This is a genomic window from Glutamicibacter halophytocola, assembly GCF_001302565.1.
Taxonomy (GTDB): Bacteria; Actinomycetota; Actinomycetes; order Actinomycetales; family Micrococcaceae; genus Glutamicibacter; species Glutamicibacter halophytocola.
Genome location: NZ_CP012750.1, coordinates 547,903 through 571,821, shown reverse-complemented (window position 1 = coordinate 571,821; position 23,919 = coordinate 547,903). Strand labels below are relative to the sequence as shown.

General features: G+C 62.2%; 20 protein-coding genes and 2 tRNA genes. 9 read left to right on the top strand and 13 right to left on the bottom strand.

The features are described 5' to 3' along the window. The first annotated feature begins 4 nt into the window (after positions 1 to 4). The 3 genes from AOZ07_RS02625 (at position 5) to AOZ07_RS02615 (ending at position 2,330) form a co-directional block, all read left to right on the top strand. Positions 5 to 475, top strand: coding sequence for a hypothetical protein (locus AOZ07_RS02625; protein ID WP_060700588.1), 471 nt, complete (start codon positions 5 to 7; stop codon positions 473 to 475). Between the two features lie 77 nt (positions 476 to 552). After that, positions 553 to 1,011 (top strand): RrF2 family transcriptional regulator, encoded by a 459-nt coding sequence (locus AOZ07_RS02620; RefSeq protein ID WP_060700587.1) that lies wholly within the window; start codon positions 553 to 555, stop codon positions 1,009 to 1,011. Between the two features lie 143 nt (positions 1,012 to 1,154). Then, complete coding sequence (locus AOZ07_RS02615) at positions 1,155 to 2,330, top strand: globin domain-containing protein (RefSeq protein WP_060700586.1); 1,176 nt, start codon at positions 1,155 to 1,157, stop codon at positions 2,328 to 2,330. 66 nt (positions 2,331 to 2,396) lie between these two features. Here the strand turns inward: AOZ07_RS02615 and AOZ07_RS02610 are convergent, their stop codons facing one another. The 3 genes from AOZ07_RS02610 to AOZ07_RS02600 form a co-directional block, all read right to left on the bottom strand. Then, a complete protein-coding gene (locus AOZ07_RS02610) occupies positions 2,397 to 3,449 on the bottom strand; it encodes an alpha/beta fold hydrolase (protein WP_060700585.1) in 1,053 nt (350 codons plus the stop codon). Further along, positions 3,446 to 3,973 carry a PadR family transcriptional regulator gene (locus AOZ07_RS02605; protein WP_060700584.1) on the bottom strand — a complete coding sequence of 176 codons (528 nt, stop codon included), beginning with the start codon at positions 3,971 to 3,973 and terminating at the stop codon, positions 3,446 to 3,448. Before AOZ07_RS02605 ends, AOZ07_RS02610 begins: the two co-directional genes overlap by 4 nt. A 177-nt stretch (positions 3,974 to 4,150) precedes the next feature. Further along, positions 4,151 to 5,983: a phosphoenolpyruvate carboxykinase (GTP) gene (locus tag AOZ07_RS02600; RefSeq protein WP_060700583.1), complete on the bottom strand. Its 1,833-nt coding sequence runs from the start codon at positions 5,981 to 5,983 to the stop codon at positions 4,151 to 4,153. 316 nt (positions 5,984 to 6,299) lie between these two features. On the opposite strand from AOZ07_RS02600, the gene AOZ07_RS02595 reads away from it, so the two are divergent. The 3 genes from AOZ07_RS02595 to AOZ07_RS02585 all read left to right on the top strand — a co-directional run bounded on the left by AOZ07_RS02595 (position 6,300) and on the right by AOZ07_RS02585 (position 7,212). Continuing rightward, a tRNA-Arg gene (locus tag AOZ07_RS02595) sits at positions 6,300 to 6,373 on the top strand. Positions 6,374 to 6,431: 58 nt separating this feature from the next. After that, entirely contained in the window at positions 6,432 to 6,977 is a 546-nt protein-coding gene (locus tag AOZ07_RS02590) for a GNAT family N-acetyltransferase (protein ID WP_060700582.1), read from the top strand. Positions 6,978 to 7,138: 161 nt separating this feature from the next. Continuing rightward, positions 7,139 to 7,212: transfer RNA gene (locus AOZ07_RS02585), tRNA-Arg, on the top strand. Positions 7,213 to 7,280: 68 nt separating this feature from the next. Here AOZ07_RS02585 and AOZ07_RS02580 read toward each other — a convergent pair. The 6 genes from AOZ07_RS02580 to AOZ07_RS02555 all read right to left on the bottom strand — a co-directional run bounded on the left by AOZ07_RS02580 (position 7,281) and on the right by AOZ07_RS02555 (position 15,404). Then, the gene (locus AOZ07_RS02580; protein WP_236995248.1) at positions 7,281 to 8,294 is read right to left on the bottom strand and encodes a LacI family DNA-binding transcriptional regulator; all 1,014 of its coding nucleotides are present in this window, start codon (positions 8,292 to 8,294) and stop codon (positions 7,281 to 7,283) included. Between the two features lie 104 nt (positions 8,295 to 8,398). Further along, a complete protein-coding gene (locus AOZ07_RS02575; RefSeq protein ID WP_060700580.1) occupies positions 8,399 to 9,817 on the bottom strand; it encodes a GH1 family beta-glucosidase in 1,419 nt (472 codons plus the stop codon). Beyond that, positions 9,817 to 10,704 carry a carbohydrate ABC transporter permease gene (locus tag AOZ07_RS02570; RefSeq protein WP_098945485.1) on the bottom strand — a complete coding sequence of 296 codons (888 nt, stop codon included), beginning with the start codon at positions 10,702 to 10,704 and terminating at the stop codon, positions 9,817 to 9,819. Before AOZ07_RS02570 ends, AOZ07_RS02575 begins: the two co-directional genes overlap by 1 nt. Next, the gene (locus tag AOZ07_RS02565; protein ID WP_236995247.1) at positions 10,697 to 11,797 is read right to left on the bottom strand and encodes a carbohydrate ABC transporter permease; all 1,101 of its coding nucleotides are present in this window, start codon (positions 11,795 to 11,797) and stop codon (positions 10,697 to 10,699) included. Before AOZ07_RS02565 ends, AOZ07_RS02570 begins: the two co-directional genes overlap by 8 nt. Positions 11,798 to 11,887: 90 nt before the next feature. Continuing rightward, positions 11,888 to 13,219, bottom strand: a complete 1,332-nt coding sequence (locus AOZ07_RS02560) for an ABC transporter substrate-binding protein (RefSeq protein ID WP_060700578.1) — start codon at positions 13,217 to 13,219, stop codon at positions 11,888 to 11,890. Positions 13,220 to 13,487: 268 nt separating this feature from the next. Continuing rightward, positions 13,488 to 15,404, bottom strand: coding sequence for an ExeM/NucH family extracellular endonuclease (locus AOZ07_RS02555; RefSeq protein WP_060700577.1), 1,917 nt, complete (start codon positions 15,402 to 15,404; stop codon positions 13,488 to 13,490). 198 nt (positions 15,405 to 15,602) lie between these two features. Between AOZ07_RS02555 and AOZ07_RS02550 the strand changes: the two genes are divergently transcribed. From AOZ07_RS02550 to AOZ07_RS02540, 3 genes are read left to right on the top strand one after another with little or no spacing between them, the layout of a single operon-like run. Next, positions 15,603 to 16,382 carry a hypothetical protein gene (locus AOZ07_RS02550; protein ID WP_060700576.1) on the top strand — a complete coding sequence of 260 codons (780 nt, stop codon included), beginning with the start codon at positions 15,603 to 15,605 and terminating at the stop codon, positions 16,380 to 16,382. Further along, positions 16,382 to 18,712, top strand: a complete 2,331-nt coding sequence (locus AOZ07_RS02545) for a YhgE/Pip domain-containing protein (RefSeq protein WP_060700575.1) — start codon at positions 16,382 to 16,384, stop codon at positions 18,710 to 18,712. Before AOZ07_RS02550 ends, AOZ07_RS02545 begins: the two co-directional genes overlap by 1 nt. Continuing rightward, a complete protein-coding gene (locus tag AOZ07_RS02540) occupies positions 18,709 to 19,320 on the top strand; it encodes a TetR/AcrR family transcriptional regulator (protein ID WP_060700574.1) in 612 nt (203 codons plus the stop codon). The genes AOZ07_RS02545 and AOZ07_RS02540 overlap by 4 nt, the downstream gene beginning before the upstream one ends. Here AOZ07_RS02540 and AOZ07_RS02535 read toward each other — a convergent pair. The 4 genes from AOZ07_RS02535 to AOZ07_RS02520 form a co-directional block, all read right to left on the bottom strand. Continuing rightward, the gene (locus AOZ07_RS02535) at positions 19,274 to 20,878 is read right to left on the bottom strand and encodes an ABC transporter transmembrane domain-containing protein (RefSeq protein ID WP_194943760.1); all 1,605 of its coding nucleotides are present in this window, start codon (positions 20,876 to 20,878) and stop codon (positions 19,274 to 19,276) included. The genes AOZ07_RS02540 and AOZ07_RS02535 overlap by 47 nt on opposite strands. Positions 20,879 to 20,886: 8 nt before the next feature. Continuing rightward, positions 20,887 to 22,014 (bottom strand): hypothetical protein, encoded by a 1,128-nt coding sequence (locus AOZ07_RS02530; RefSeq protein ID WP_060700572.1) that lies wholly within the window; start codon positions 22,012 to 22,014, stop codon positions 20,887 to 20,889. Positions 22,015 to 22,242: 228 nt separating this feature from the next. After that, positions 22,243 to 22,770 (bottom strand): SixA phosphatase family protein, encoded by a 528-nt coding sequence (locus AOZ07_RS02525; protein ID WP_060700571.1) that lies wholly within the window; start codon positions 22,768 to 22,770, stop codon positions 22,243 to 22,245. 69 nt (positions 22,771 to 22,839) lie between these two features. Then, positions 22,840 to 23,625, bottom strand: a complete 786-nt coding sequence (locus AOZ07_RS02520; protein WP_060700570.1) for a winged helix-turn-helix domain-containing protein — start codon at positions 23,623 to 23,625, stop codon at positions 22,840 to 22,842. Between the last annotated feature and the right edge of the window lie 294 nt (positions 23,626 to 23,919).

Below are 23,919 nucleotides of genomic sequence, written 5' to 3'. Positions count from 1 at the left end.
AGACATGAATCTCGAATCATTGGATGAGGGCGTCAAGGACGCGCTGAACAAGGTTCTGGGCACCGCGCTGGGCGTGGCTCGCGAACAGCTTGAAGAGCAGGGCGTGTTCCTCCCCTTCGCCATCGCCCTGGAGCCGAAGGAAGGCGAAGACGAGCCTGAGCTGCGCCTGATCGCCGTCCCGCCAACGGACGATCCCGAGGATCCGGACGCCGATATCGACACCGAAGCCATGGCCTCCGAGCTGGTCCAGGTCCTGAATCAGCAGGGCACCCACTTCGAGTCCATCGCCATCGCCTCGGACGTGCTGCTCCAGGAAAACGATCGCGACGCCATCCACGTGGTGGCCGAGCACCGCGTGGGCGCGGCCCTGGCGATCGTCCAGCCGTACACCATGCCGGCAGAACCAGGCGGCGAGTGGCTCTTCGACGAGCCTGCTGCAGAATCCGCGGAGGCTGTCTGGGCCAACGCGCTCTAGAACCGGCCTTGCAGTTTTGGGGTCAGCATGGTCACTATGCTGACCCCAAAATGCTTTCCCCGCGTAAAGTAATAAGCATGAAACTCAGCGCCTTCACCGATGTGTGCCTGCGAACCATCATGGTTCTGGCAACACCCGGCACCGGGCAGCTGACCAGCCGCGAGATCTCCGATTCGGTTGGAGTCCCCTATAACCACGTCGCCAAGGCCGTGCTGGAATTGCGCACGCTGGGAATTTTGCAGGTCACTCGCGGCCGCAACGGCGGCGCGGCCTTGGGCGATAACGCGTTGCACACCTCGCTCGGCGGGCTGTTGCGCCAATTGGACAAGCGCACCGATATCGTCGATTGCTCCGAACATGACGCCCAAACGGCTTGCCCGCTGTCGGGCAATTGCCGATTGCGGGCTGTCTTCCGCCAGGCTCGTGAAGCTTTCTACGCTTCCTTGGATCCCTTGACCATCCAGGACATCTGCCCTGGATCATCCGCGTCGCCGATCACGTCGCTTCCGTTCCCGATGGTGCGCGATTTTTCCTAGCTTCTCCTCGCCGCTGAAGTGATTTCGCTTGCTCTTCGCGGGTGGCCCGCCGATGAATTTGCAATCTTCTTCTACGAGGCGTAGAAATGAATCATAAATCTTGCATTTCATATGCGAGTTATTCCTACTCCCAAGGAGACCCGATGCTGTCCCCCAAGTCCTTCCCTTTCATTGAGGCCACTTTGCCGATCATCGCAGAGCGCATCTCCAGCATTACCCCGAACTTCTACAACCGCCTGTTCGCAGCCCACCCGGAACTGCTCGACGGAATCTTCTCCCGCTCGAACCAGAAGAACGGCACCCAGCAGCAGGCCTTGGCCGGGTCGATCGCAGTTTTTGCCACCTATCTGGTCAAGCACCCTGGCACGGCTCCTGAAACGATGCTCGCCCGCGTAGCCCACAAGCACACCTCCCTTGGGGTCGCCGAGGAACAATACCCCATCGTCTACAAGCACCTGTTTGATGCCATTGCCGAAGACCTGGGCGACGCGCTGACCCCGGAGATCGCCGACGCATGGACAGAGGTCTACTGGCTGATGGCCCACGCGCTGATCAAGATCGAGAAGGGCCTGTACGCGCAGCAGGCCAATGCCGGGATCTACGCCCCGTGGAAGCTCGTCGAGCGCGCTGAAACCGGCGTTGATTCGGTAATCCTCAGTTTTGAACCGGCTGACGGCACTCCAGTCACCGTGGCCAAGCCGGGCCAGTTCGTTTCGGTGCGCATGCCGATGGCCGACGGTCTGCGCCAGGTTCGCCAGTACACCCTGAGCAACGATGTCGAGCATGCCCGCCGCCGCACCATCACCGTGAAGCTGGATGTGAACGGCGAGTTCTCCCCGGTAATCCACAACAACCTGGAGATCGGCGGCGTGATTGAGCTATCGAACCCCTATGGCGACCTGGTCATCGACAACGAGGGCTCGCCCCTGGTGATCGCCACCGCCGGCATCGGCTGCACTCCTAGCGCCGCCGCATTGCAGACCTTGGCTGCCCACAGCTCCACCCGCAAGATCACCGTGCTGCACGCAGACCAGGAAATCACCACGTGGCCATTGCGCGAGCAGATGCTTGAATCCATCGGCAAGCTGCCAGGAGCCACCCTCAGCACCTGGTTCGAACGCGGGGAATTGCCCGAGGGGCTGAACGCCCAATCCGGCTATATGCACCTCGCCGCGGCGCTGTCCGAGGATGCCCAGGTCTACCTTTGCGGTCCCCTGCCATTCATGAACGCCGTGCGCACCCAGGCGCTGGAAGCCGGTATTCCAGCCGAGCGCATCCACTATGAGGTCTTCGGTCCCGACGTGTGGCTCGCCGCCTGATATCAAGGGTGCACTTCGGCGCTGCCGGCGGATTCAGGCAGAATTCGCCGGCAGCGCCTTGTGCCGCTACTTTTCGGTATCCGCAGGATCTTCCCGGCGATCGCCTTGCTGCGGCTCCTTCTTCTTGAAATCGAGTTTCGCGGTGAACCTGCCCGGCTTCTTCTGCCCGGCTTCTTCTGCCGCCCCCATCGATTCCGCGGCTGCCCGGCTTTGATCTGCCGGTGCTTCAGCCGGCTGTTCCGCTGGCGCCGGCTTGGCGCCGCGTGCCGGTTTCACCGCCTGCGGGTCAACGAGGATCTGGTGCAGGCCGCCATCGGCAATCCACTTGCGCAGCACCGAGTTGAAGAGGATCGGATTCTCGATATTCCACTGGTGATGCATTCCCGGAACCACTCGGGTGATCGCCTGCGGAAGCTTCTCGCGCAATGCCGCGAACGACTTCTGCACGATTTTCGGCTCTTTGGCGCCCACCAGCGCAAGCACCGGCCCTTGATAGGCTTCGAGGTTCCCAGGCAGCCCGCCAGGATCCAGGTCGTTCATGATGGCACGCATATTTTCGGGCTTCAGCTTGACCCCGTGTTCGGTGAACAGCTCGCGCTCGTCGTCAACCATGCCGTAGGCCCCGGCTTGGAAACGCCAGTACCATTCGCTGCCGATCAGCTTCAGCTGCATCCGGTGGAAGGCGCGGGCTGTGGCGCTGGCCCCGGTCACCGGAGCACCGGTGATCAGCACCGAGTCCACCAGTTCGGGATGCCGTGCAGCCACGTGCAGGGCAATGACCCCACCGAGTGAAATGCCAACCAGGTGCACGCCGCCTTCGGAGACTTCGTCGGCGATCAGCGCTGCTACATCGTCGGCGGCCGATTCCAAGCCCTCCCAGGTTTCCTCGAAGCGGGCTCCGAAGGCCGGCAGGTGCAGGGTGAGGATGTTGAAGTCGCCGAAGGCCAGGACCTGGGGGTCCCAGCTCCAGTTGCCGACGTTGCCTCCGTGCAAGAAGACCAGGGTTGGCACCTGGCGCTGGCCCTCTGCCGCCCGCCCCGGGTGGACCTCGGGGTAGTCGGTGGCGTCACGCGCTGTGCCTTGAGCTGGCTTGGGCCCGGAATCTTTGGCGGAAGTCATGGCAGGTACTCCAATACCGCGTCGAGCCATTCCAGCTCGGCGGCTTGTTGTCGGATCGCATGGTCAAGGGTGGCGGCCATCAAGAAGCTTCGCCGGTCGGCGGCCGCGCGCATATCGATGCCTTCGCGCTGGGAGAGGTAGTCATCGAGGATGAACTGGGTAGCTTCGCGACGCTGCACCAGCAATGCTTCGATGTCTTCGCGCTCCAATTCGGCGGCGAAGAACACCTGCCCCATGAAGGGATCACGTTCTGGAGATTGCACGGCTCCTGCCGACAGCCACCCGGTGAGGACTTCGCGTCCCGCGTCGGTGATGTGGTGTTCTTGGCGGTCAGGGTAATTGCTTTGCGCTACGGTGCGCACGGTGGCATAGCCCTTATCAACCAGCTGAGCCAAGGTGCGATAAATCTGTGCCTTGTCCGCATTCCAGAAGTGGTTAATAGAGGAGTCAAAGTGCTTTTTGAGCTCATAGCCAGTCATCGGCGACAAGCACAGCAGCCCAAGAATCAAACGTGCCAAAACCATAGGGTTATCTTTTCACAGTTAGTTGATTTTGCACCCACTTTGGCTCGGTGTGGGAAAACTGTGCCCGGATTGTGACAATTGCGCGCCACGGTTGCTTTTTGCGCAGGCAAAAGGCTCCTCGCCTCTGGAATCCCAGAGGCAAGGAGCCTTTCATCCCTTATTGACCAGCGTTTCAGCCTAGGCGTTCAGGCGCGACTTCAAGCCATCAAGCTCGGCCCGCAGCGAAGCTGGCAGCGCGTCGCCGAAGTTTGCGTACCATTCTTCGATGCCCTCGACCTCGGTGGCCCATTCGTCCTTGTTCACGGCTACGGCAGCCTCGACGTCGGCCGGGGTGAAGCCTTCCAAGCCGGTCAGGTCGATGGACTCGCCGGTTGGCACGTTGCCTATGATGGTTTCCTTGGCATCGGCGGTGCCTTCGATGCGCTCGATAGCCCACTTGAGCACACGCGAGTTGTCGCCGAAACCTGGCCATGCGAAGCCGCCATCGGCGGTGCGGCGGAACCAGTTGACCAGGAAGATCTTCGGCATCTGCTCAGGGTTGAGCTTGGCCGAGATGTTATCCCAGTGGTTCAGGTAGTCACCTGCGTTGTAGCCGATGAATGGCAGCATGGCCATTGGATCGCGGCGGATCACGCCGGTGGCGCCTGCGGCTGCCGCGGTGGTTTCCGAGGACAGGGTGGAACCCATGAAGATGCCGTTGGTCCAGCTGCGCGCTTCGGTCACCAATGGGATGGTGGTCTTGCGGCGGCCGCCGAAGAGGATCGCGTCAATCTTCACGCCGTTTGGCGAGTAGTAGTCCTCCGAGAGCATGTCGACCTGCGAGATCGGGGTGCAGAAGCGCGAGTTAGGGTGCGCTGCCGGGCGTCCGGACTCCGGGGTCCAGTCATTGCCCAACCAGTCGGTCAGGTGTGCTGGAATCTCGTCGGTCATGCCTTCCCACCACACGCCGCCTTCGTCGGTGAGGGCCACATTGGTGAAAATGTTGTTGCCCTTGGCAATGGCGCGCATGGCGTTCGGGTTGGTGGACCAGCCGGTGCCTGGCGCTACGCCGAACAGCCCGTATTCCGGGTTCACGCCGCGCAGTTCGCCGTCCTTGCCGATGCGCATCCAGTTGATGTCATCGCCCAGGGTCTCTGCCTTCCATCCATCGATGGTTGGGTCCAGCAAAGCGAGGTTGGTCTTGCCGCAAGCCGATGGGAAGGCAGCCGCGATGTGGTAGGCCTTGTTCTGCGGGCTGGTCAGCTTCAGAATCAGCATGTGCTCTGCAAGCCAGCCCTCATCGCGGGCCATGGCCGAGGCAATGCGCAACGAGTAGCACTTCTTGCCCAGCAACGCGTTGCCGCCGTAGCCCGAACCGAAGGACATGATGGAGCGCTCTTCCGGGAAGTGCACAATCCACTTGTTCTCGTTGCATGGCCACGCAACGTCTTCCTGTCCTGGCTTCAATGGTGCGCCGACCGAGTGCAAAGCCGGTACGAAGAAGGCATTCTCCGCTTCCATCTTGCGCAGGACTTCAGTTCCGATCTTGGCCATGATGCGCATGGAAGCCACGACGTAGGCGGAGTCGGTGATTTCTACGCCGTAGGCAGGAGTTTCGGCATCCAGCGGCCCCATGACAAAAGGAATAACGTACATGGTGCGTCCGCGCATCGACCCGTCAAACAGGCCATTGAGCATGGACTTCATCTTCTCCGGGTCTTCCCAGTTATTGGTGAAGCCAGCGTCTTCCTTCTTCTTGGAGCAGATGAAGGTGCGCTCTTCTACTCGCGCAACGTCCTTGGGATCCGAGAATCCAGCGTAGGAGTTAGGGAAATTTGGATCGGTCAGCTTAACCAGGGTTCCGGCCTCGACCAGCTCGGCGGTCAGTCGATCGGCTTCTTCAGCTGATCCGTCTACCCAATAAACACGATCCGGCTTCGTCAGGGCGGCCACTTCTTCAACCCAGCTTGCCAACGCCTTGTGCGAAGTGGCGGCTGCGTCGATAACGGTCTGATCCGAGCTCGTGCTCATTATTTGTTCCCTCCATTGGGCTCAACTAGCAATGAATCAAGGCTATGGGGAGCATGCGGAGCCGACCGTGTGATTGAGACCTCAGAATTCTCACGCGCGTTAATTCAGAAGTAGAAAATTCCCGAAATTCCGGGGAAGGGGAAAGCGCGACGTGTAAAAATATGTGACGAAGGTCACGTAGACCGGTACCCTTTAGCCCGCTTCATATATCCTTTTGTTCACCTCGGCACGGTAGCTTTGCCCGCCAATTTGTACATGCCGAAAACGACCTGTATAGTAATTCGAGGTTCGTGAGAACGAATCAACAACAGAATATGCGCCCATAGCTCAGCTGGATAGAGCGTCTGTCTACGGAACAGAAGGTCAGGGGTTCGAATCCCTTTGGGCGCACAAATTGAAAATTCCCACTCAACCGAGTGGGAATTTTTTTGTTCCCACGGAGAAGTTGATGCGCCAGCTAACCCTTGATTCGCACACCGCCCTTCGACTGCTCAAAGTCAGCGACGCCTCGCAGCTTGCCCAGGCTTACCTGCGCAACAGAGAGCATCTAAGCGAATGGGAACCAGAGCGGGCCGACGAATATTTCACCGAAGCCTGGCAGGCCGAGAATATTTCACAAGTCCTTGCTGCACATCAAAACGGGCTGGCCTACCCCTATGGACTCTTCCGAGGAGATGCGCTGGTCGGCCGTTTTAATATCGCTTCAGTCGTCCGCGGCCCCTTCCAGAGCGGCAGCCTCGGCTACTGGGTCGATCACAACTTCACCGGCCAGGGCCTCGCCTCGCGCGCCGTGGCCGCGCTGCGCACCGAAGCCACCGATTCCCTTGGCTTGCACCGGCTCGAAGCCAGCACCCTCTTGCACAATCACGCTTCGCAACAAGTGCTCCTCAAAAATGGCTTTGGCAAAATCGGCATGGCACCGAATTACCTGAAAATCGCTGGCAGATGGCAAGACCACAACCTCTATCAGGCGATACTCCACGACCGAGCCTGATCTCCCGGGCACAGGCCCTGGATTCTATGGCAATCAAGCCATTCAATGCCCTCTCCACTAGATATTTTGTGAATCACGGCACTTTTGCCCATTTCGGTTTTTTCTCCGCCTCAAACTCGTGTACAGTTATTCAAGTCGTCAAGACGACAACAAATAAATATGCGCCCATAGCTCAGCTGGATAGAGCGTCTGTCTACGGAACAGAAGGTCAGGGGTTCGAATCCCTTTGGGCGCACAAATTGAAAATTCCCGCTCAACTGAGTGGGAATTTTTTTATGTTCTTGCCGGAATTCGACCTGCCAGCTAGTGGGAATCGCGCAGCACAAGTTTGGTGTCCATGATGCTCCACTCGGGCACCTGCTCGCCCTGGATCCTCTTGATCAGCAATTCAGCCATGATCTCGCCCTGGCGTTCAGGGAACTGCGCAATTGTGGTCAGGGGCGGGGTGGAACTGCGCGCGAACGAGTCGTCGTCCACCGCAGTCACCGATACATCCGCGGGCACTTTGAATCCTGCTTCGGCCAGCGCCTGCAATGCTCCGAAACCCATCTGCGCACTGGCGGCAAACAAGCCATCAAAATCGGCCTTGCTTTCAATCAGCTGCTGCATGATCCGGTGTCCGCTGGCGGGTGTGAAATCACCAATCCTTATGACCGCCGGTTCTAGCCCGGCGTTGTGAACTGCCTGCTGGAATCCGGTCAAGCGGTCCAAACCGGCGCCCATGTCCTGCGGCCCGGCGATCATCGCCAGCCTGGTGCGCCCCTGGGCAATGATGACTTCGGTTGCTTGGCGGGCGGCAGCAATATTGTCGATGTCTACTACATAGATTTCATTCTGGTCGGTGCTCATGGTGCGTCCGCCGTAGACCAGCGGCAGCAGGGAGCCCAGATCCGCATAGGAGCGGTCCGCCGCATGATGCGACAGCACCAAAGCCCCATCAACGTTTCCGCCCTGAAGATAGCGGGTGGTTTTTGCAGGATCCGATTCGGTCGAGAGCAACAAGGTCAGCATGAATTCGGTGCCCGCCACATATTGAGCGGCCCCCTGAACCACCTTGGCAAAATAGGGATCTGCGAAGAACTTCGCCGTATTTTCGGGAACCACGAGCGCAATCGAGTTGGTCCTCCCCTGGGCCAGCGAACGAGCTGCCCGGTTGGGGACATAGTTCAGCTCCCGGATCGCCTGTTCAACGGCCTTCCTGGCATCAGCTTTCACCCGGTCCGAACCGTTGACCACACGCGATACCGTGGCGCGCGAAACCCCGGCTCGCTCTGCGACCAATTCCAGTGTTGCCTGCGGCTTGCGTGGTTCTTGCATGCTCATTCCTGTGCGCCTGGGTCCGGGTAGTTTGCTGGCCACCCAAGCACGCAAGATGGTCCGCAACGCCCCTAGCCGGGGCCGCGGACCATCACGCTCAGGTGTTATGCCATTGTACGATTAGCGGCAATCAGGCTTGCGTAGGCCCGACCGCTATTCTTGATGATTCGTTCTTGGCTCTGGTAATCGACATAGATGATGCCAAAGCGCTTGTCATAGCCCCAGGCCCACTCGAAGTTATCCAGCAATGACCAAACGAAATAGCCACGGACATCTACGCCGTCTTCGATGGAACGGGCAACTTCATCCAGATGGTCCAAGATGTATTCGCTGCGCTCGTGGTCCTCGACGGTTCCCGCTTCGCTCACCTCATCGGTGTACGAGGCACCGTTTTCGGTGATGTAGAGCGCCGGCAGGTTCGCGTAGTCCTGCCGCAAACGGTTAAGCAGCACCCGCAATCCCTGCGGGTTCACTTCCCACCCCATGGCGGTGCGAGGCAAGTCGCGCGCCGGGAAGGTCACGTACTCGCTGCCCACGAATGGAGAAGACTTGGCGGAATCCGTGGGAACCACCGCAGCTGGCTGGCCTTCTGGAAGCGGGTGGCCGGACACATTGTCATCGTGGTAGTGGTTGACGCCAAGGAAATTGATGGGCTGGTGGATGATTTCCAGGTCCCCGGGATGAATCACGCCGGACAGCCCCAGATGGCCGACATCCTCCAAGAGGTCTTCCGGGTAGGAGCCCTTCAGGACCGGATCCAGATACATCCGGTTCCACAACGCATCGATGCGGCGGGATGCTTCAAGGTCCACCGGATCGGCAGGGTCATTGGGCACGGCATTGGTCAGGTTCAAGGTGATGCCAAGTTCTTGCGCACCCAATTCGCGCAGCCGCCGGGTGGCAAGCCCGTGGGCCAGATGCTGATGGTGCATGGCGGCCAGCGCGGCCTCAGGTTCTTGGCGTCCCGGCGCATGCTCGCCGGCGGCGTAGCCGATCAGCGACGAGCACAGCGGCTCGTTGAAGGTGGTCCAGTGCTGCACGCGGTCGCCGAGCTTGCCGTAGACCGCCTCGGCGTACTCGACAAATTGGTAGGCGGTATCGCGGTTGGCCCAGCCACCGCGTTCTTCCAGCGCCTGGGGCAGGTCCCAGTGGTAGAGGGTCAGCCATGGCAGGATGCCGTTCTCCAGCAGCTCGTCAACGAGGCGTGAATAAAAATCCAGCCCCTGCTCATTGACCGCGCGGCCGCCGGGCACCACCCGGGCCCAGCTGGTGGAGAAACGATAGGAATCAAGCCCCAGTTCCCGCATCAGCCCTACGTCTTCGCGGTAGCGATGATAGTGGTCTACCGCCACCTCGAGGTTTTCTCCCCCGGCGATGGCTCCTTCCGTGCGGGCAAAGGCGTCCCAGACGGAGTCTTCCTTGCCATATGAATGGCCTGCGCCCTCAATTTGAGCCGCCGCGGTGGCCGAGCCGAAGAGGAAGTGCTTGGGCCACGAAAATTCTTGGGATAGGTGATGAGTCATTAGCCCTTTACAGCTCCTGCCATAATTCCGGATACAAGTTGTTTGCCTGCCACGACGAAGAGCAACAGCAGGGGAATCGTGGCCATTAGCGCGCCAGTCATCACGATGGTGTAGTCGACATATCGGGCAGATTGCAGCTGGCTCAGGGCCACCTGCAGGGTGGGTGTTTGCGGGGCCACGAGCATCGGCCACAGGTAGTCGGTCCACGCGGTCATGAAGGTGAACAGCGACAGGATCGCCATGGCCGGACGGGCCGCCGGCACGCCAACATGCCAGAAGGTGCCAATCATTGATGCTCCGTCAACGCGGGCAGCTTCAATCAGTTCGTCCGGGATGTTGTCCACCAGATACTGGCGCATGAAGAAGACTCCAAAGGCAGTGACCAGGGTCGGGATCATGATCGCTCCGAGGGAGCCAGTCCAGCCCAGCTGCTTCATCATCATGAACATCGGGATGATGCCCAGTTGGGTCGGCACCGCCAATGTGGCGATCACGAAGATCAGCAGTCCCTGGCGCCCGCGGAAGCGCAGCTTGGCAAAAGCATAGCCTGCCAAGGTGGAGAAGCTGACAACCGAGAAGGTGATCACCGAGGCGACGACCAGGCTGTTGCCCAGCGCCGCCCAGAAGTCGACCGAATCGAACACCTCGGCCACGTTGACCCAAAATTGCCCGCCGGGCAACAGCGGCGGCCAGGCCGAGGAGAAGACGGCACCGGTGGAGGAACCAATGACGAAGGAATACCACAGCGGGTAGGTGCTGCCGATGAGGAATGCCAGCAGGATGCCGTAGGTGAGGAATCCGGGGCGCCGGTCGGCGGAAAAGTTCTTTCCCCGGCCCGGGCGCGCGACCTTGGGCACCGAGGCCCGTTGCACGGTGGCGTTACTCATCTTTGGCACTTCCTGTCTGCAAGCTGGCGAAGCGATTCCTGGCACGTTTGTCGGCGCGGTTGACCGCTCGGCGGAGTTTCTTCTGCTCCGATGACGAGGCGATGGTGCCGGAGATCAAGAAGTTGATCACGCCAATGACGATGATGATCAGGAACAGGATCCAGGCCACGGCCGAGGCGCGGCCGAAGTCTCCGCGGTTGAAGGCCAGGTCCCACAGGTAGAGCACGGTGGTTTGGTATTGCCGATCTGGCCCGCCGGGGACCGAGCTGCTGGGGTTGAAGAGTTTTGGCTCGGTGAAGATCTGCAGGCCGCCGATGGTCGCGGTGATGATCACGAAGATCATTGTGGGGCGGATGCTGGGCAGCGTGATGGAGAAGAAGCGGCGAATCGCCCCGGCCCCGTCAATGGCTGCCGATTCATGCAGTTCACGCGGTACCGCCTGCATGGCCGCGAGCAGGATCAGCGCGTTGTAGCCGGTCCAGCGCCAGTTCACCATGGTCGCGATGGCCATATGCGAGGGGAACACCTCGGTCTTCCAGGCGATCGCATCCAGGTTCAGGGCACCGAGCAGGTTGTTGATCAGGCCATACTTCTCGTCGAAGGCTGTGGAGAAGATCAGCGTCACCGCCACCGGGGTGACCACATAGGGCACCAGCACGCTCATCCGCCAGAAGGTCTTGGCGCGAATGTTCTGGTCGAGCATCGCGGCAATGAACGTGGCCACCACCAGCTGCGGGATGGCCGAGAGCAGGAAGATGCTGAAGGTGTTAAACAGCGAGTTCCAGAACAGCGGGGATGCCAGCTCGGCTTTGTAGTTATCCAGGCCCACCCAGTCGCCAGCCCCGCCCAGCAGGTCCCAGTCGTTGATCGACACCACAAAGGTATAGATCAGCGGGAAGAGCCCGACCAGTGCAAAGAGGATGAAAAAGGGCGAGATGTAAAGATACGGCGAGTATTTAAAGTCCAGCCGCCCGCGCAGGTGCCGTCGGCGCATGGCGCGTTCGCCCTTGGATTCCTCCAGTTTTTCGGCGGTGGGAGTGCTTGGTTTTTCGGCCGCGGGTTTCGGCCGTGACATAGGTGTCGTGGTGCTCATCAGTGTCATCTTTTCTGCTGCTGTTGCGTTGTGCGGGGCCGGGCCCGTAGGTGCTGCCCAGCCCCGCACCATGCGGTGGTGGCTATCGGATTACTTGATGTCCAGTTCCTGCAGCGTTGACAGGGCGCTGTTCCAGGCCGCTTCGCCGTCGGTGCCCTGGTCGATGGCGATGGTTGCTGGCCCGAAGACCTGCTCCTGGATGACCGAATCCTCGGCGCCCTTGAACTGGGCCTTCACTCCTTCGGCACGGTGGCCGAGGATTTCGCCGATGGGTGCGCCGTTGAAGAACTTGGTCAGCTCGTTCTCGCCGGTGACGGCCTTGGACTTCTGGGCTTCAAGGTTGCTCGGGAAGGCTCCCGCTTCTTCGAAGGAAATGGCCTGCGAGGTGGCGCTGGTCAGGTACTGGGCCAGCTTGGCTGCTTCGGCAGGGTGCTTGGAGGTGCTTGGCACCGTCAAGAATGCGCCACCCCAGTTGGCCGGGCCGCCCGGGAAGACATCGGCAAAGTCCCAGCCGTCCTTCGCATCGCCACCGGCGCCTTCGACTTGGCCCTTGACATTGCCCAGCATCCAGCCTGGGCACGGCATCACGGCGAAGGAGCCATCAACGAAGGCCTGGCCCTTGCCCCAGTCCCACTGGGTCTGCCCCGAAGACAGACCCTTGGACGCCGCAGCGGACAGCTGGTCCCAGCGCTGGCGCAGTTCGGTGTTCGAGTCGATGTTCAAGGTGCCGTCGGTCCTGTAGTAGCCTTCATCGAGCTGGTTGACCATGGCATTCCAGACGAAACCGGACTGGTCGTAGAAGGCCTTGCCGGATTTCTTCACATAGTCCTCGCCGACAGAGAAGAAATCCTCCCAGGTGGCGTCGTCGCCGCCGAAGAGTTCGGCCACCTTGTCGCGATCGCTGGGCAGGCCGGCATCCTTGAAGAGCTTGCTGTTGAAGCACAGGCCCATGGGGCCGATGTCGGTGCCGTAGCCGATGGTTCGCCCGTTGGCATCGGTGGCCTGCTTGACCTTCCAGTCCACCCAGTCGCCCGAGATTTCGCCCGCGCCATATTCATTAAGGTCGGTGAAGCTGTCGGAGACGGTCATGACCTGGCCGAGCCAGCCTTCTTCCACGGCCTGGACATCCGGCAAGCCCGCACCGGCGGCTTGCTTGGTCTTCCAGTCGGTCAGCGCGTTGCCGCCGGTGTCGATATTGGTGGCTTCGATGGTGACGCCCGGGTTCTCTTGTTCGTACTTCTTGTAGAGGGGATCCAGTCCCTGGGTGCCGAAGGTGGTGACCGCCAGGGTCACGGGATTCTCGGCCGAGGCTGGCTGGACGGCGTCTTTGCTTTCGCCCGATGAGCAGCCTGCGGCGAGCAGTGCGATGCTTGAGGTCAGTGCTAGTACCTTGGCAAGCCGAGTTGTTCGTGAGGGGTTCACGGTGACTCCATTCAAGTTCGGTTCGTGCGAGTGGGTGGGACCAACTAATTTTGAGAGCGCTCTCAAAATACAGCAAAAATAATAGGGCCCATCCCTGAACCCTGCTTGCCATGGCAATGAAAGCAGCTCCGCTTAGTGATTTTGTGAGCGCTCTCACAAAACTTCTTCATCAATTCTCCACGATGGAACTTTCTTGTCAAGCCCCAAAGAAAAATTGGCCGGGCACCCTTCACGAGGAAGGGTGCCCGGCCAATCAAAGGGGCGGCAACTAGCCCTTTTTATTCAGTTCCAGTCCGACGAGCACCGGATCATGATCCGATGAGCGGTACTGGTTCGCGGTAAACAGGTCGGTGATGTTGTAGTTGTAGCGGCTGTATTCATAGCCCACGGATTCGATGGCGTTGATATTCCAGATATCCTGCCCGGTCACCTTGGCGGCCAATTCTGGCGAGGCCAGAATATGGTCCAGGGAACCGCTCAATCCGTCATAGATGTAGCTCTGCGAATCCGCCGAGGCGCCCAGGTCAACGTAGCCCGCATCGGCGAGCACCCGGATTGGATCCTCGGCGGCGTAGGAGTTGAAGTCTCCAGCCAGCAGCACCTTGCGGGTATTGCGCGACTGCTTGAGCTGATCGGCAAAGCCAACCAGGGCCTTGGCCTGCTCAACGCGGTCGGCATTCCAGGCTCCCTGTCCGTCGCCGGAGTCGGCATTGCCCGAACCGTCATCGGGGTTGGATCCCTTGGACTTGAAATGGTTGGCCACCACGACAAAACGGGTGTTCTGGTTGCCGCCGACCTTCTGGAAAGCCTGGCCCAGTGGATCTCGGGCATTGCCAAAGGCCTCATCGTCGAGGATGACCGATTCGTCAATCGGCTTCACCGTCTTGGCGCGATAGATGATCGCGGTGCGGATCACATCTTCGTCAGCCGGAATAGCCGCCGGGCTTGGCACGTAGCTCCAGATCTTCTGGCCGGCAGCCGAGTTCAGCTGCTCCACGAGGTGGGCGAGGGCGGCGTCGCGGTCCTGTCCGGAACGGGCCGAGTTTTCGATCTCTTCGAGCACCACCACATCGGCGGTGAACTTGCCCAGCGCCGCAACAATCTTGGACTGCTGGCGTGCGAAGCTCTCCGCGTTGGCAGCTCCGCGGGCATCACAGCCCTGGCGCACGGTCAGCGGATTGCCCTCGCGGTCAGTGTAGTACTTGCACCCTTCGAGCTGGTCTCCGGTGGTGGTGAAGTAGTTCAGCACGTTGAAGCTGCCGACACTCACATTGCCGCCTACTTCTTGCGGTGCTTCGTTGTCGATCTGCTCAAATGCCAGGGCAATGTCCGCGTCGTCAGCGCCAATCACCTGGCCCTGGGGCTGCAGCCGCCACAAATCGTAGCGGTAGTCCAGGATCATCGGACCGGTGAAGGCGGCGTTGGCGCCAACGCTGACCCGCTGTTCGGCGTCAATGTAGGGCAGGGCCACCGTGGTGTTCTTGGCGGTGCTGAAGTTCAGCGTGGCGCCGTCGTCAACCACGATGGAGCGCTGCGCATTTTCTTCGGCGAGCGCGGCAGCCTGGCCACTGCCCGGGGCAAAAACATCGGTGGGCTGGCGGAGCAATTTTTCACCTGGCAGGATCGAGCTGGTTCCCATGGCCAGGCTCAGCTCGCCGTACTGGTTCAGCAAGTAGTTATCCGAGACGGTGAACTCGCCCTGCGGTTCTACGAGCATGGATTCGATCTGCTCGCGCCCGGCCTCGTCGCTGGGCAGGGAGATGGCCAGCGGCTTGATGGCTTCGGCGGCTTCCTCCAGGCCCTGGACGCTTTCGGCTTTGATCTGGGTGAGCCCATAGTACTCGCTGACAGTCCCGGAAACCTGCAGGTGATCCCCCACCTGCACGGAGGACACCTCGTCGGGAGCGTAAACGAATACCGCCGGGCTGCCGCCGGTTGGCAGCTGGGCCCCGGTGCCGGCGCTTTGCAGGTAAAAACCGCGGATCCCGCCCTCGGCGTAGGCGCCGGTGACCACCCCGCGCACGGTGGCTTGCTGGCCAGCCAGCGCAGAGCTGTCGCCGGTGCCCTGCACCTGCTCGATCGGGGTGATCTCGATGGTGTCGGCCTGGGCTGCGCTGAAGCTGGTTGCGGCAACCGCCCCTGACAACAACACTGCTGCAATGCGCGTAGTTCGTCTTTTGCTCATGATGTCCCTCAGTTGATGATCGATGGTGTCCAGGCCTGAAGATAATCAAAGTCCGGTGAACGACTCATGAACTTCACCCGGTCTTTGCAAGGCCTATCCAAGAACCATCCAAAAGCATCAAGCGGTTTACGTCCAGAGGTGATTAAAGGAATATTCGCACTAATTGAACTGACCGGTCAGTTCAATTAGTCTGTAACTGTGCTTATCGCAGATTCAGTCACCGTCAATGGACGCCACGACCAGCTGGTGCCGCCTACCTCGCTGCAGGTCATGCCCGGCGAGGTCCACCTCGTGGTTGCCGACCCGCAAATTTCGCGCACCGCACTGGCCCTCGCGCTCAGCGGACGGATGAAGCCCACCACCGGCGCGGTGTCCTGGGGCCACGCCGACTCGCTGAAAACCCTGCGCCAGCACACCGCCCTGCTCGATTCCCCCGAGGTCAACGAGCCCGAATCCCATATGAAGGTCCGCGATGTCATCGTCGAGGATCTCGCCTTGATCCCCGGCCCGATCTGGCGCAAGCCGCGGCCCAAGAAGTGGATGGAACAGCACGGATTCAGTGATGTCGCCACGCAATGGGCCGATGCCATCGACCCGGTCCGGCGCCTTGAACTGCTGCTGCTGCTGGCCGCCGAGAACCCGAAAATCCAATCGCTGGTCCTCGACTCCCCTGACCGCCACGACATGCACGACGAGATGTGGCTGGGCCTGCTGCTGGACTTTGCCGAATCGCACCGCGAATTCGCGGTGGTCGCCATCGTCGCCAATGTCCCCTACGACTGGGATGGGCCGGTCAGCCACCTGGGCTCCAGCTGGCAAGAACCCCTTGAAATTTCCCCGCCGGAAACCGGCCTGCTCGATACGGCACTGCTGATCGACGAGGCGCCGGAGGAAGAAGAGCCGGCAGCCGAAGAATTTGTGCAGGAAGAACTGGATCTGGATCTTCCCGAACCAGCCAGCGAAGCAAAGGACAACTAATGACGACGTTGCAGCTCGCGCTCTCCGAACTCAAGCGCATGACCCGCGGCACCCTGCCAAAGCTGGCGCTGATCGCCCTGACCTGCGTACCGCTGCTCTACGGAGCGCTCTACCTCTATGCCAACTGGAACCCGCAGGGAAACCTCGACAAGGTCACCGCGGCCGTGGTCAACCTCGATGACGGAGCCAAAAAGGACGGCGAGTTCACCCGCGTCGGCGATGACGTGGTGGAGAACCTCGAAGAGGACGGCACCTTCAGCTGGGCCCACCTCGACACCCGGAAAGAAGCCGAAGACGCCGTAGCCAGCGGCGAATACGCGTTCGCCCTGGTGCTGCCCGATGACTTCTCGGCAGCGCTGGTCTCCCCCGGCGACTTCAAGGATGCCGACCAGGCCGACCTTGAGCTGCTGACCAACGACGCGAACAACTTCATGGTCTCCAATTTTGCGCGCACCCTCGCCGGAGAGGTGCGCACCTCGGTTTCCGAAGAGGTCGGCACGGAAACCGCCTCGGCAATGATCGCCGGCTTTGTGGACATCCACAGCTCCATGGGCGATGCCGCCGACGGCGCGAAGAAGCTCTACGACGGAACCCTGAGCCTCGGAGACGGCGTGCTCACCCTGGCCGATGGCACCACCAAGCTGGTCGACGGAAGCAGCGAGCTCTCCGAGGGCAGCGTGAAGCTCAAGGACGGCACTTCCCAGCTCTCGGGAGGACTGCAGGATTTGCTGGCCGGACAGAAAAAGCTGAGCAATGGGGCCAGCGATTTGGCCGACGGCACCGGCGAATTGGCCACGGGCGCGGACAAGCTGAGCAAGGGGCTGCAAACCATGCAGGCCAAGACCAAGTCCCTCCCGAACTCGGTCAGCCAGCTCAACGACGGCACCCAGAGCGCCAAGGGCGCTGCCGATCAGCTGGCCACCGGCTCGCGCCAGGTCGCCGACGGCAACCAGCAGCTGGCCACCACCGCCGATGAGGCGATCTCGGTGATCAACCAGCTGCAGGCCGACACCGACCAGCGGCTGGAAAACGTCAAAACCGACGCCCAGGCGCAGCTGGATCAGCTGGTCGCCGATGGCACGCTGAGCGCCGAACAGGCCAAGGCCATCAAGTCCACGATCAGCCAGAGCGTCGAGGAATCCGCTTTGCCCAACGCCCTGGAATCCAAGGTGGACCAGGTGAACAGCGGCTTGTCGTCAATGCAGTCGAAATTGCACGCGCTTGCCGATGGCTCCGAAAAGGTCGCCGATGGCAATCAGCAGCTGGCCACCGGCCTGGGCACTCTGGCCGAGGGGACCAAGAAGCTGGACGCCGCGGTGCCAAGCCTGGTGGATGGCATTTCCAGCGCCGCCGACGGCTCGGCCGCACTGGCCACCGGCGCCCACAGCGCCAACGACGGAGCCAAGAAACTGGCCGCCGGGGAAAAGTCGGCGCTGGCCGGAACCTCCCAGGCTGCCGGCGGCGCCAAAGCCCTCGATGAAGGCGCCGGAACCCTGGTGCAGGGAACCGATGCGCTGCACGGCGGACTGGTCAAGCTCTCCGACGGCGTCGGCGACCTGTCCAAGGGCGCCGGACAGCTCGAAGACGGATCCTCGCAGCTCTCCAGCGGCCTGCATGACGGGGTCAAGCAGGTCCCGAACCCGGATCAGAAGACCAGCGACCAGCTGGCCGACGTCATCGGCTCCCCGGTGGCGCTGGATAACGTCAAGCAGGCCGAAGCCCAGTCCTATGGCGCCGGCTTGGCCCCCTTCTTCATGACCCTGGCCACCTACATCGGCGTTTTGGTCCTCACCCAGGTCATGCGCCCGATCACCAAGCGCGCGCTGCTCTCCAACGGAAGCAACTGGAAGATCTCGATCGGCGGGTGGCTGCCTTTCGCCGCCATCGCGGTGGTGCAAACCAGCCTGCTCTACGCAGCCGTGCACTTCGGCCTGGGCCTGACCACCGCCCACCCATGGATGGCCTGGCTCCTGCTGGTCTGCGCCGCCCTGTGCTTCAGCGCCCTGATCCAGGGGTTCTTCGCCCTGCTGGGCACCGCAGGAAAGTTCCTGGTGCTGGTGCTCATGGTCCTGCAGCTGATCACCGCCGGCGGCACCTTCCCCTGGGAGACCCTGCCGGAGCCGCTGCAGTTCCTGCACCAGATCCTGCCGATGGGCAACGTGGTGATCGGCATGCGCCACCTGGTGTACGGGGCCGATCTGGGCGTGCTTTCCACCGTGCTCGGCTCGCTGCTGATCTACACCGCCCTGGGCTTGCTGCTGAGCATGCTCGCGGTGCGGAAGAACAAGACCTGGACCCTGAAGGTCCTGCAGCCGGAGCTCAAGGAATGACCACGCCAGCCAGCCAGCGCCGGCGGGTGCGCGCCACCGATTCCAAGGAGCGGATTTTCGAGGCGGCCATGACCTTGCTGGGCACCCGGGCCCCGGAGGCCGTCTCGGTGGACCAGATCGCCGCGGCCGCCGGGGTGTCCAAGGGCACCGTCTACTACAACTTCGGGTCCAAGGACGAGCTGATCAGCCAGATCCTCGACTTCGGCGCGCAGAAGCTGATGGACGAGCTGAACCGCGCAGCCGCCGGGCCGCAGCCCTACCTGGCGCTGAAGCACATGGTGGAATTCGCCATGGACTTCGTGGCCAGCTACCCGGCCTTTGTCCAGCTGTGGATGCAGGAGCAATTGCGCGCCGATGACACTAGCGACTTCAGCACCACGACGCTGCATCGCCAGGTCACCGATGTGCTGCTCCAGGTCCTCGAACGCCTGGTCCGGCTCGACGAGGCCGAAAAATTCCCGGTGGCCACCACCATCTTCGGCGCCGCCCTGTTCACCGCCCGGATGCGGGCCACCGGCCGCACGGATTTGGCGCGCGATCAGGTCATCAGCGCCGTGATGCTCACGGTTGACGGGCTGCTGGCCACCCGCCCGCACGCCACGAGCTAGTCGGTTCAATCCCCGGCAGCTGCCCGGAGTAGATCACCACTCCCGGGTAGCGCTCCAGCCATTCCAGCAGTTGGGCATAGCCCTGGGCCGGCAGCCGGGTGGCCAGCTCATCGAGCACCAGCACCGGCGGCTCGCGCAGCAGGGCGCGGGCCACCAGCAGCGCCGCCTGCTGGCCGCGTCCCAGCGGCTGCCCGCCTCGGCGCAGCCTGGTCTCCTCCGCCTGCGGCAGCGCTGCCAGGTCCAGCCCGCACTGCGCGGCCAGCGCCAGCGCCTTGCCCATCGAGGCTCCGGGGTGGCGGTAGCGCAGGGCCCGCCCCAGGCTGCCGCGTTCTGGCACCATCGATTCCAGCGCCGCGCCCACCAGCTTGCGCCGGGAGGCTTCAGGCAGGTCCTCGCTGCGCCCTTCGGCGATCCACACGCCGGCTTGGCCCTGGCCGCACTGGCCATAGCTCCCGGTGGCGATGGCCGCCAACAGCCTGGAGCACTGCTCCTGGGTCCCCAGCACCTCAATGCGTTCGCCCGGCTGGGCGCGCAGCACCGGGAAGCGGTCCGGATCCCGCGCCGGCGGATGGATCCGCACCGCCGAAGGCTGGCCCAGCAGCTCCCTGGCATCCCGGGTGCTGGCCTGCCGCGCGTCGCTGCCTCGCCATTGCTCTTCCTGGGCCAGCAGCGGGGCCAGGATCCGGCGCCCGGCCTTGTAGTTCTGCCGGTACTCCACCGCCTTGCCCCATTCGCCCAGGCTTCCGGCGCAAATCCCCATCAGCGTCAACGCCGTAGCCACCGCGGAGCCAGGCAGGCCAGCCGCCGCGCAGACGCCGACCACCAGCGCGGTGCCCAGCAGCGGCACGGCCAATGCCGAGCCGCGCAGGGCGGCGGCATAGCGGGCCCGTTGCACCGACGCGTCGATCACCTTCTGCGCAGAACCCTGCACCCGCGCCACCTCGCGGTCGATCCCTCCCCCGGCGGCGATCGCGGTTCGCGCGGCCACGGTGTCGGAGATCCGGGCCGCCAAATTCCCTCGATGCCGGCGCAGGCTCCTGGCGCTGGCGAAAGTCCCGCCAGCCAGGCCCGCCAAAAGCGCCGCCTCGAGCAATAGCGTCAGCCCCAGGCTCGCGGCCAGCAAGGGATGCAAGAGCCACAACCCGGCACCGCTGACCAGCAACAACGGCAGCCCCGCCACCAGCGGCACCAGGCCCTGCACAATCCAGTTGCGGATCGAGGACAGGTCATTGGTGGAGCGGGCGATGGTGATCCCTGCCGAAGGCCCGCGCGCGCTGCGCAGCGCATGGGCGATCAGCCCGCGCCGCAATTGCGCCACATAGTGCTGCCCGAGTTTCTCGGCGAGCACCCGTTCCAGATACTTCGCCGCAAAAAACCCGATCACCAGCCCAATCACGGCGCACAGCGCAGCGGTGGCATAACCAGCGGAAAGCTGCCCGATCAGCCAGCCGATGGCGATCGAGAGCAGGCCGGCGAGAATGCCCAGGCCCAAGAGCCCCGCCAGCAGCCTGCGCCGCCCTGGCGCAACCAGCCGGGGCAAGCGGTCCCCAGATGCCAATGGCTGCACTACTTGGCACGCAGCAGGCTGGTGGCTACCTCGGCCTGGCACAGCTCAAAGGTGCCGATCACCGGGGTGGACAGCTGGCTCTGGGCTTCCTGCGCGGCCAGCGGCGAAGCGGTCACCACCCCGCTGACCGCGGCCAGATCCAGCCCGGCTTCCAGCAAGATGCGCTCCCCGGCCTGCGCCCCGAGCGCGTCCTGGGCGCTGAACAGCACCCGGTCCACATGTTCGGCAAACATCGGGTCGGCCAGCAATCGGGAGGTTTCCCCCTGGAACAGCCCGTCGGCGATCTCGATGATCACCGCATCTGCTCCGCTGGCGCGCTGCTCCCGGATCATCGCCACGAGCAGCGAGCGCACCGTCTCATAGTCCAGCCGGTAGGTGGTCGGGTAGCCGAAGTCGGTGAAGTCGCACACGCTGAACGCTCCGGCATCAATGAACAGGTTCGGGTCGTTGCCGGCCCCGGTGCCGGTCGCCTTGCCCGCGGCCACGCTCATCCCGGCGTTGACCAGCCCATTGACCAGGCAGCCCAGGGTGGTGGACTTCCCGGAGTTCATCGAGGTGCCCAGCACCGCAATGACCGGCGGGCGCACCGCTCCGGCGTGCGCTGCGCGGGGCGAATCGTTGTTGATGTCCAGCGGCGCGAAGTCCAGGAGGTTCACCACCTTGCCGTGGCGCACCAGCAGCCCCACCGGTTCCAGCTGCGTGGCTTGGTCGATGGATGCGTGCTGCTCGATCACTTCGCTGGCCACGCCGCCTCCGGCCACCAGTTGGCAGGGCCCCAGATCCTGGGGAACGTGCGCCAGGAACTGGTCCGGCGCGTAGCGGTGGCCGTAGGCCACCATGATTTCCTGGCCAGCAAAAATCAGCTGGCGGCGCGAGGCAGGGGACTGCAAATGCTTATGCTTGCCCAGCTCGGTCACCTTCGCGATCACCACGTCTCCGGGGCCTGGAACCATCCGCGTCTGGCGCACGATCTGGAAGTCCTGCGGATTGCGCTGCAGTTCCGCGGCGACGAAGCGGGTGGTGTAGGCGGCCCGGATTGCCCGGGCACGTGCAGCGTCGATGCGCTGCTGCACGTCTTTGCGTGCGGCGGTGCTCTGAACTGGAAGTGTTTCTGCGATGACGGCCATGGTCCCATTCCTCTTTCACGCAAGGCCCGGTGCACCTGATGGTGTTCCGGTGCTGGCTGCGGTGCCAACAGTCCTTAGTGAATAGAGCAATGATTAAGAGAAGATGAACGAGGACTGAGGCCTTGTGGTGCAATCGATGAGAGGGCTTTCATCTGCTTCTCATAACCGCAGATCATCCATATAACGCGGGTTGACTAGTAGATAAGAATAAACTTGGTGAGAGTTTTCTCATTCTGGCCGCGGCGCAAGGAAATGCGTGACGCGGGCATCGCGAACATCCAGATGCGAGTACGGGTAGCTGGTTTCCAGCACGGTGGTACCGAGCGTTGGATAGTTCATCGCCAGCTCGTACACGGCTTCTTCATCGGAGTCGGCCGAGGCCAGCCGCAGGGCCAGTTCCTGGAGAACCGGCTGATGCCCGATCACCAGCAGATTGCTCACCGTATCGGGCACCTCGTTGATGATGGAGCACAGCTGCGCGACACCGGCGCCATAGATTCGCGAGTCCACATAGGGCGTTGGCCCTTTTTCGCCCAGTTCCGAGAGCACCCATGCGCAGGTGGACCGGGCCCGCAACGCGTCCGAGCACAGGATGTAGTCGGGAACCAGATCCTGTTCCACCAGCCAGGCGCCGGCCGATGGGGCCTCGCGGTGCCCTCGGGCAGCCAGCGGCCGATCGTGATCCACGACGCCCAGCGGGTAGTCGGCCTTGGCGTGGCGCATCAAGATGAGCTTGCGCGAATGCATGGTGTTCATCTTCCCAGCTTAAGACAGCAGCGGCGGGCAAACCGAATATGGTTTGCCCGCCGCTGCCAGGTGATGAAACTAGATCGAGTATTCAGGAGCTGCCCAGACGACAACTTCCGGGTGCTCGTAGAAGCGGTAGCCCTGGCCGCGCACGGTTCGCACGGTATTGGCCAGGCGGCCCAGCTTGGAGCGCAGGCGACGGATGTGCACGTCGATGGTGCGCTCATTGGGCACCTCTTCGGCATTGCGCCACAGGTTTTCCAGCAGCTCTTCGCGCCCGACGGTGCGGGTGCCGTTCTCCACGAGGAAGTTCAGCAGCTCGAATTCCTTGAAGGTCAGGTTCAGGGTCTCGCCGTCCAGGTACACCTCGCGGCGGGACAGGTCGATCAGCACACCCGATGGGCGCGGGGTGCTTGGACGGGCTTCGGCCCGCGGACGGCGCGAGACGGTTGGGTCTCCCAGCGCCTGGCGGACAACATCAATAGGCTCGCCCTGGGCGCTGGTTGGCGCCAAGGCTACCGCCGCGTGGGTCTGCGCCTGCGGCGAGAGGGTAGCGAGGAATGCGCGAACCTGGGTAGCCAGCTTGCCCAGCGAGGTGCCCTGTGCCTGGGCTGCGGTTTCATCCAGGCCCACATACAGCACGAAGCCGCGGGCTGAAGTGTCAGCGCTTGCCTGGCCCACTGGCTGTACCGGGGTGCTGGTCGGCTGATGAGCGGCTTCACGAGTTTCCTGGACGCTGGAAACAGCGCGCAGTGGGCGATAGCCCGCTGGTGCATAGTTGCCAGCTGCCTGGCGCTGTGCAGCAGCTGCGCGGTTCTGCGCGTTGCGAATTGAAACGTGGACGTATCCGGATCCAGCCGACATGATGATTTCCTCTTTTAGTGCGAAGGCCAAGTGGCTTGGCGCTCGTGCTTCGGGTTTTGCTTGCGCTGTTCGCGGCCTTCGTCCACGTCCAGCAGTTGGGTTTCCCGTCAACGACCGGCAAAATCTCGATTATGAAAGGCTCATAATTCCGTTTTTGCGCCGTTGACGCCGAGCATTCGATTGCAACATGCATCGGCAAACCTCGGCTGTCCGCCGGGATGCTTTTTGCTGTTCTGCGCCGTACTCACACATCTAGTTTCCTCGTAACATTGTCAACTTGCAAGTAACAAACCA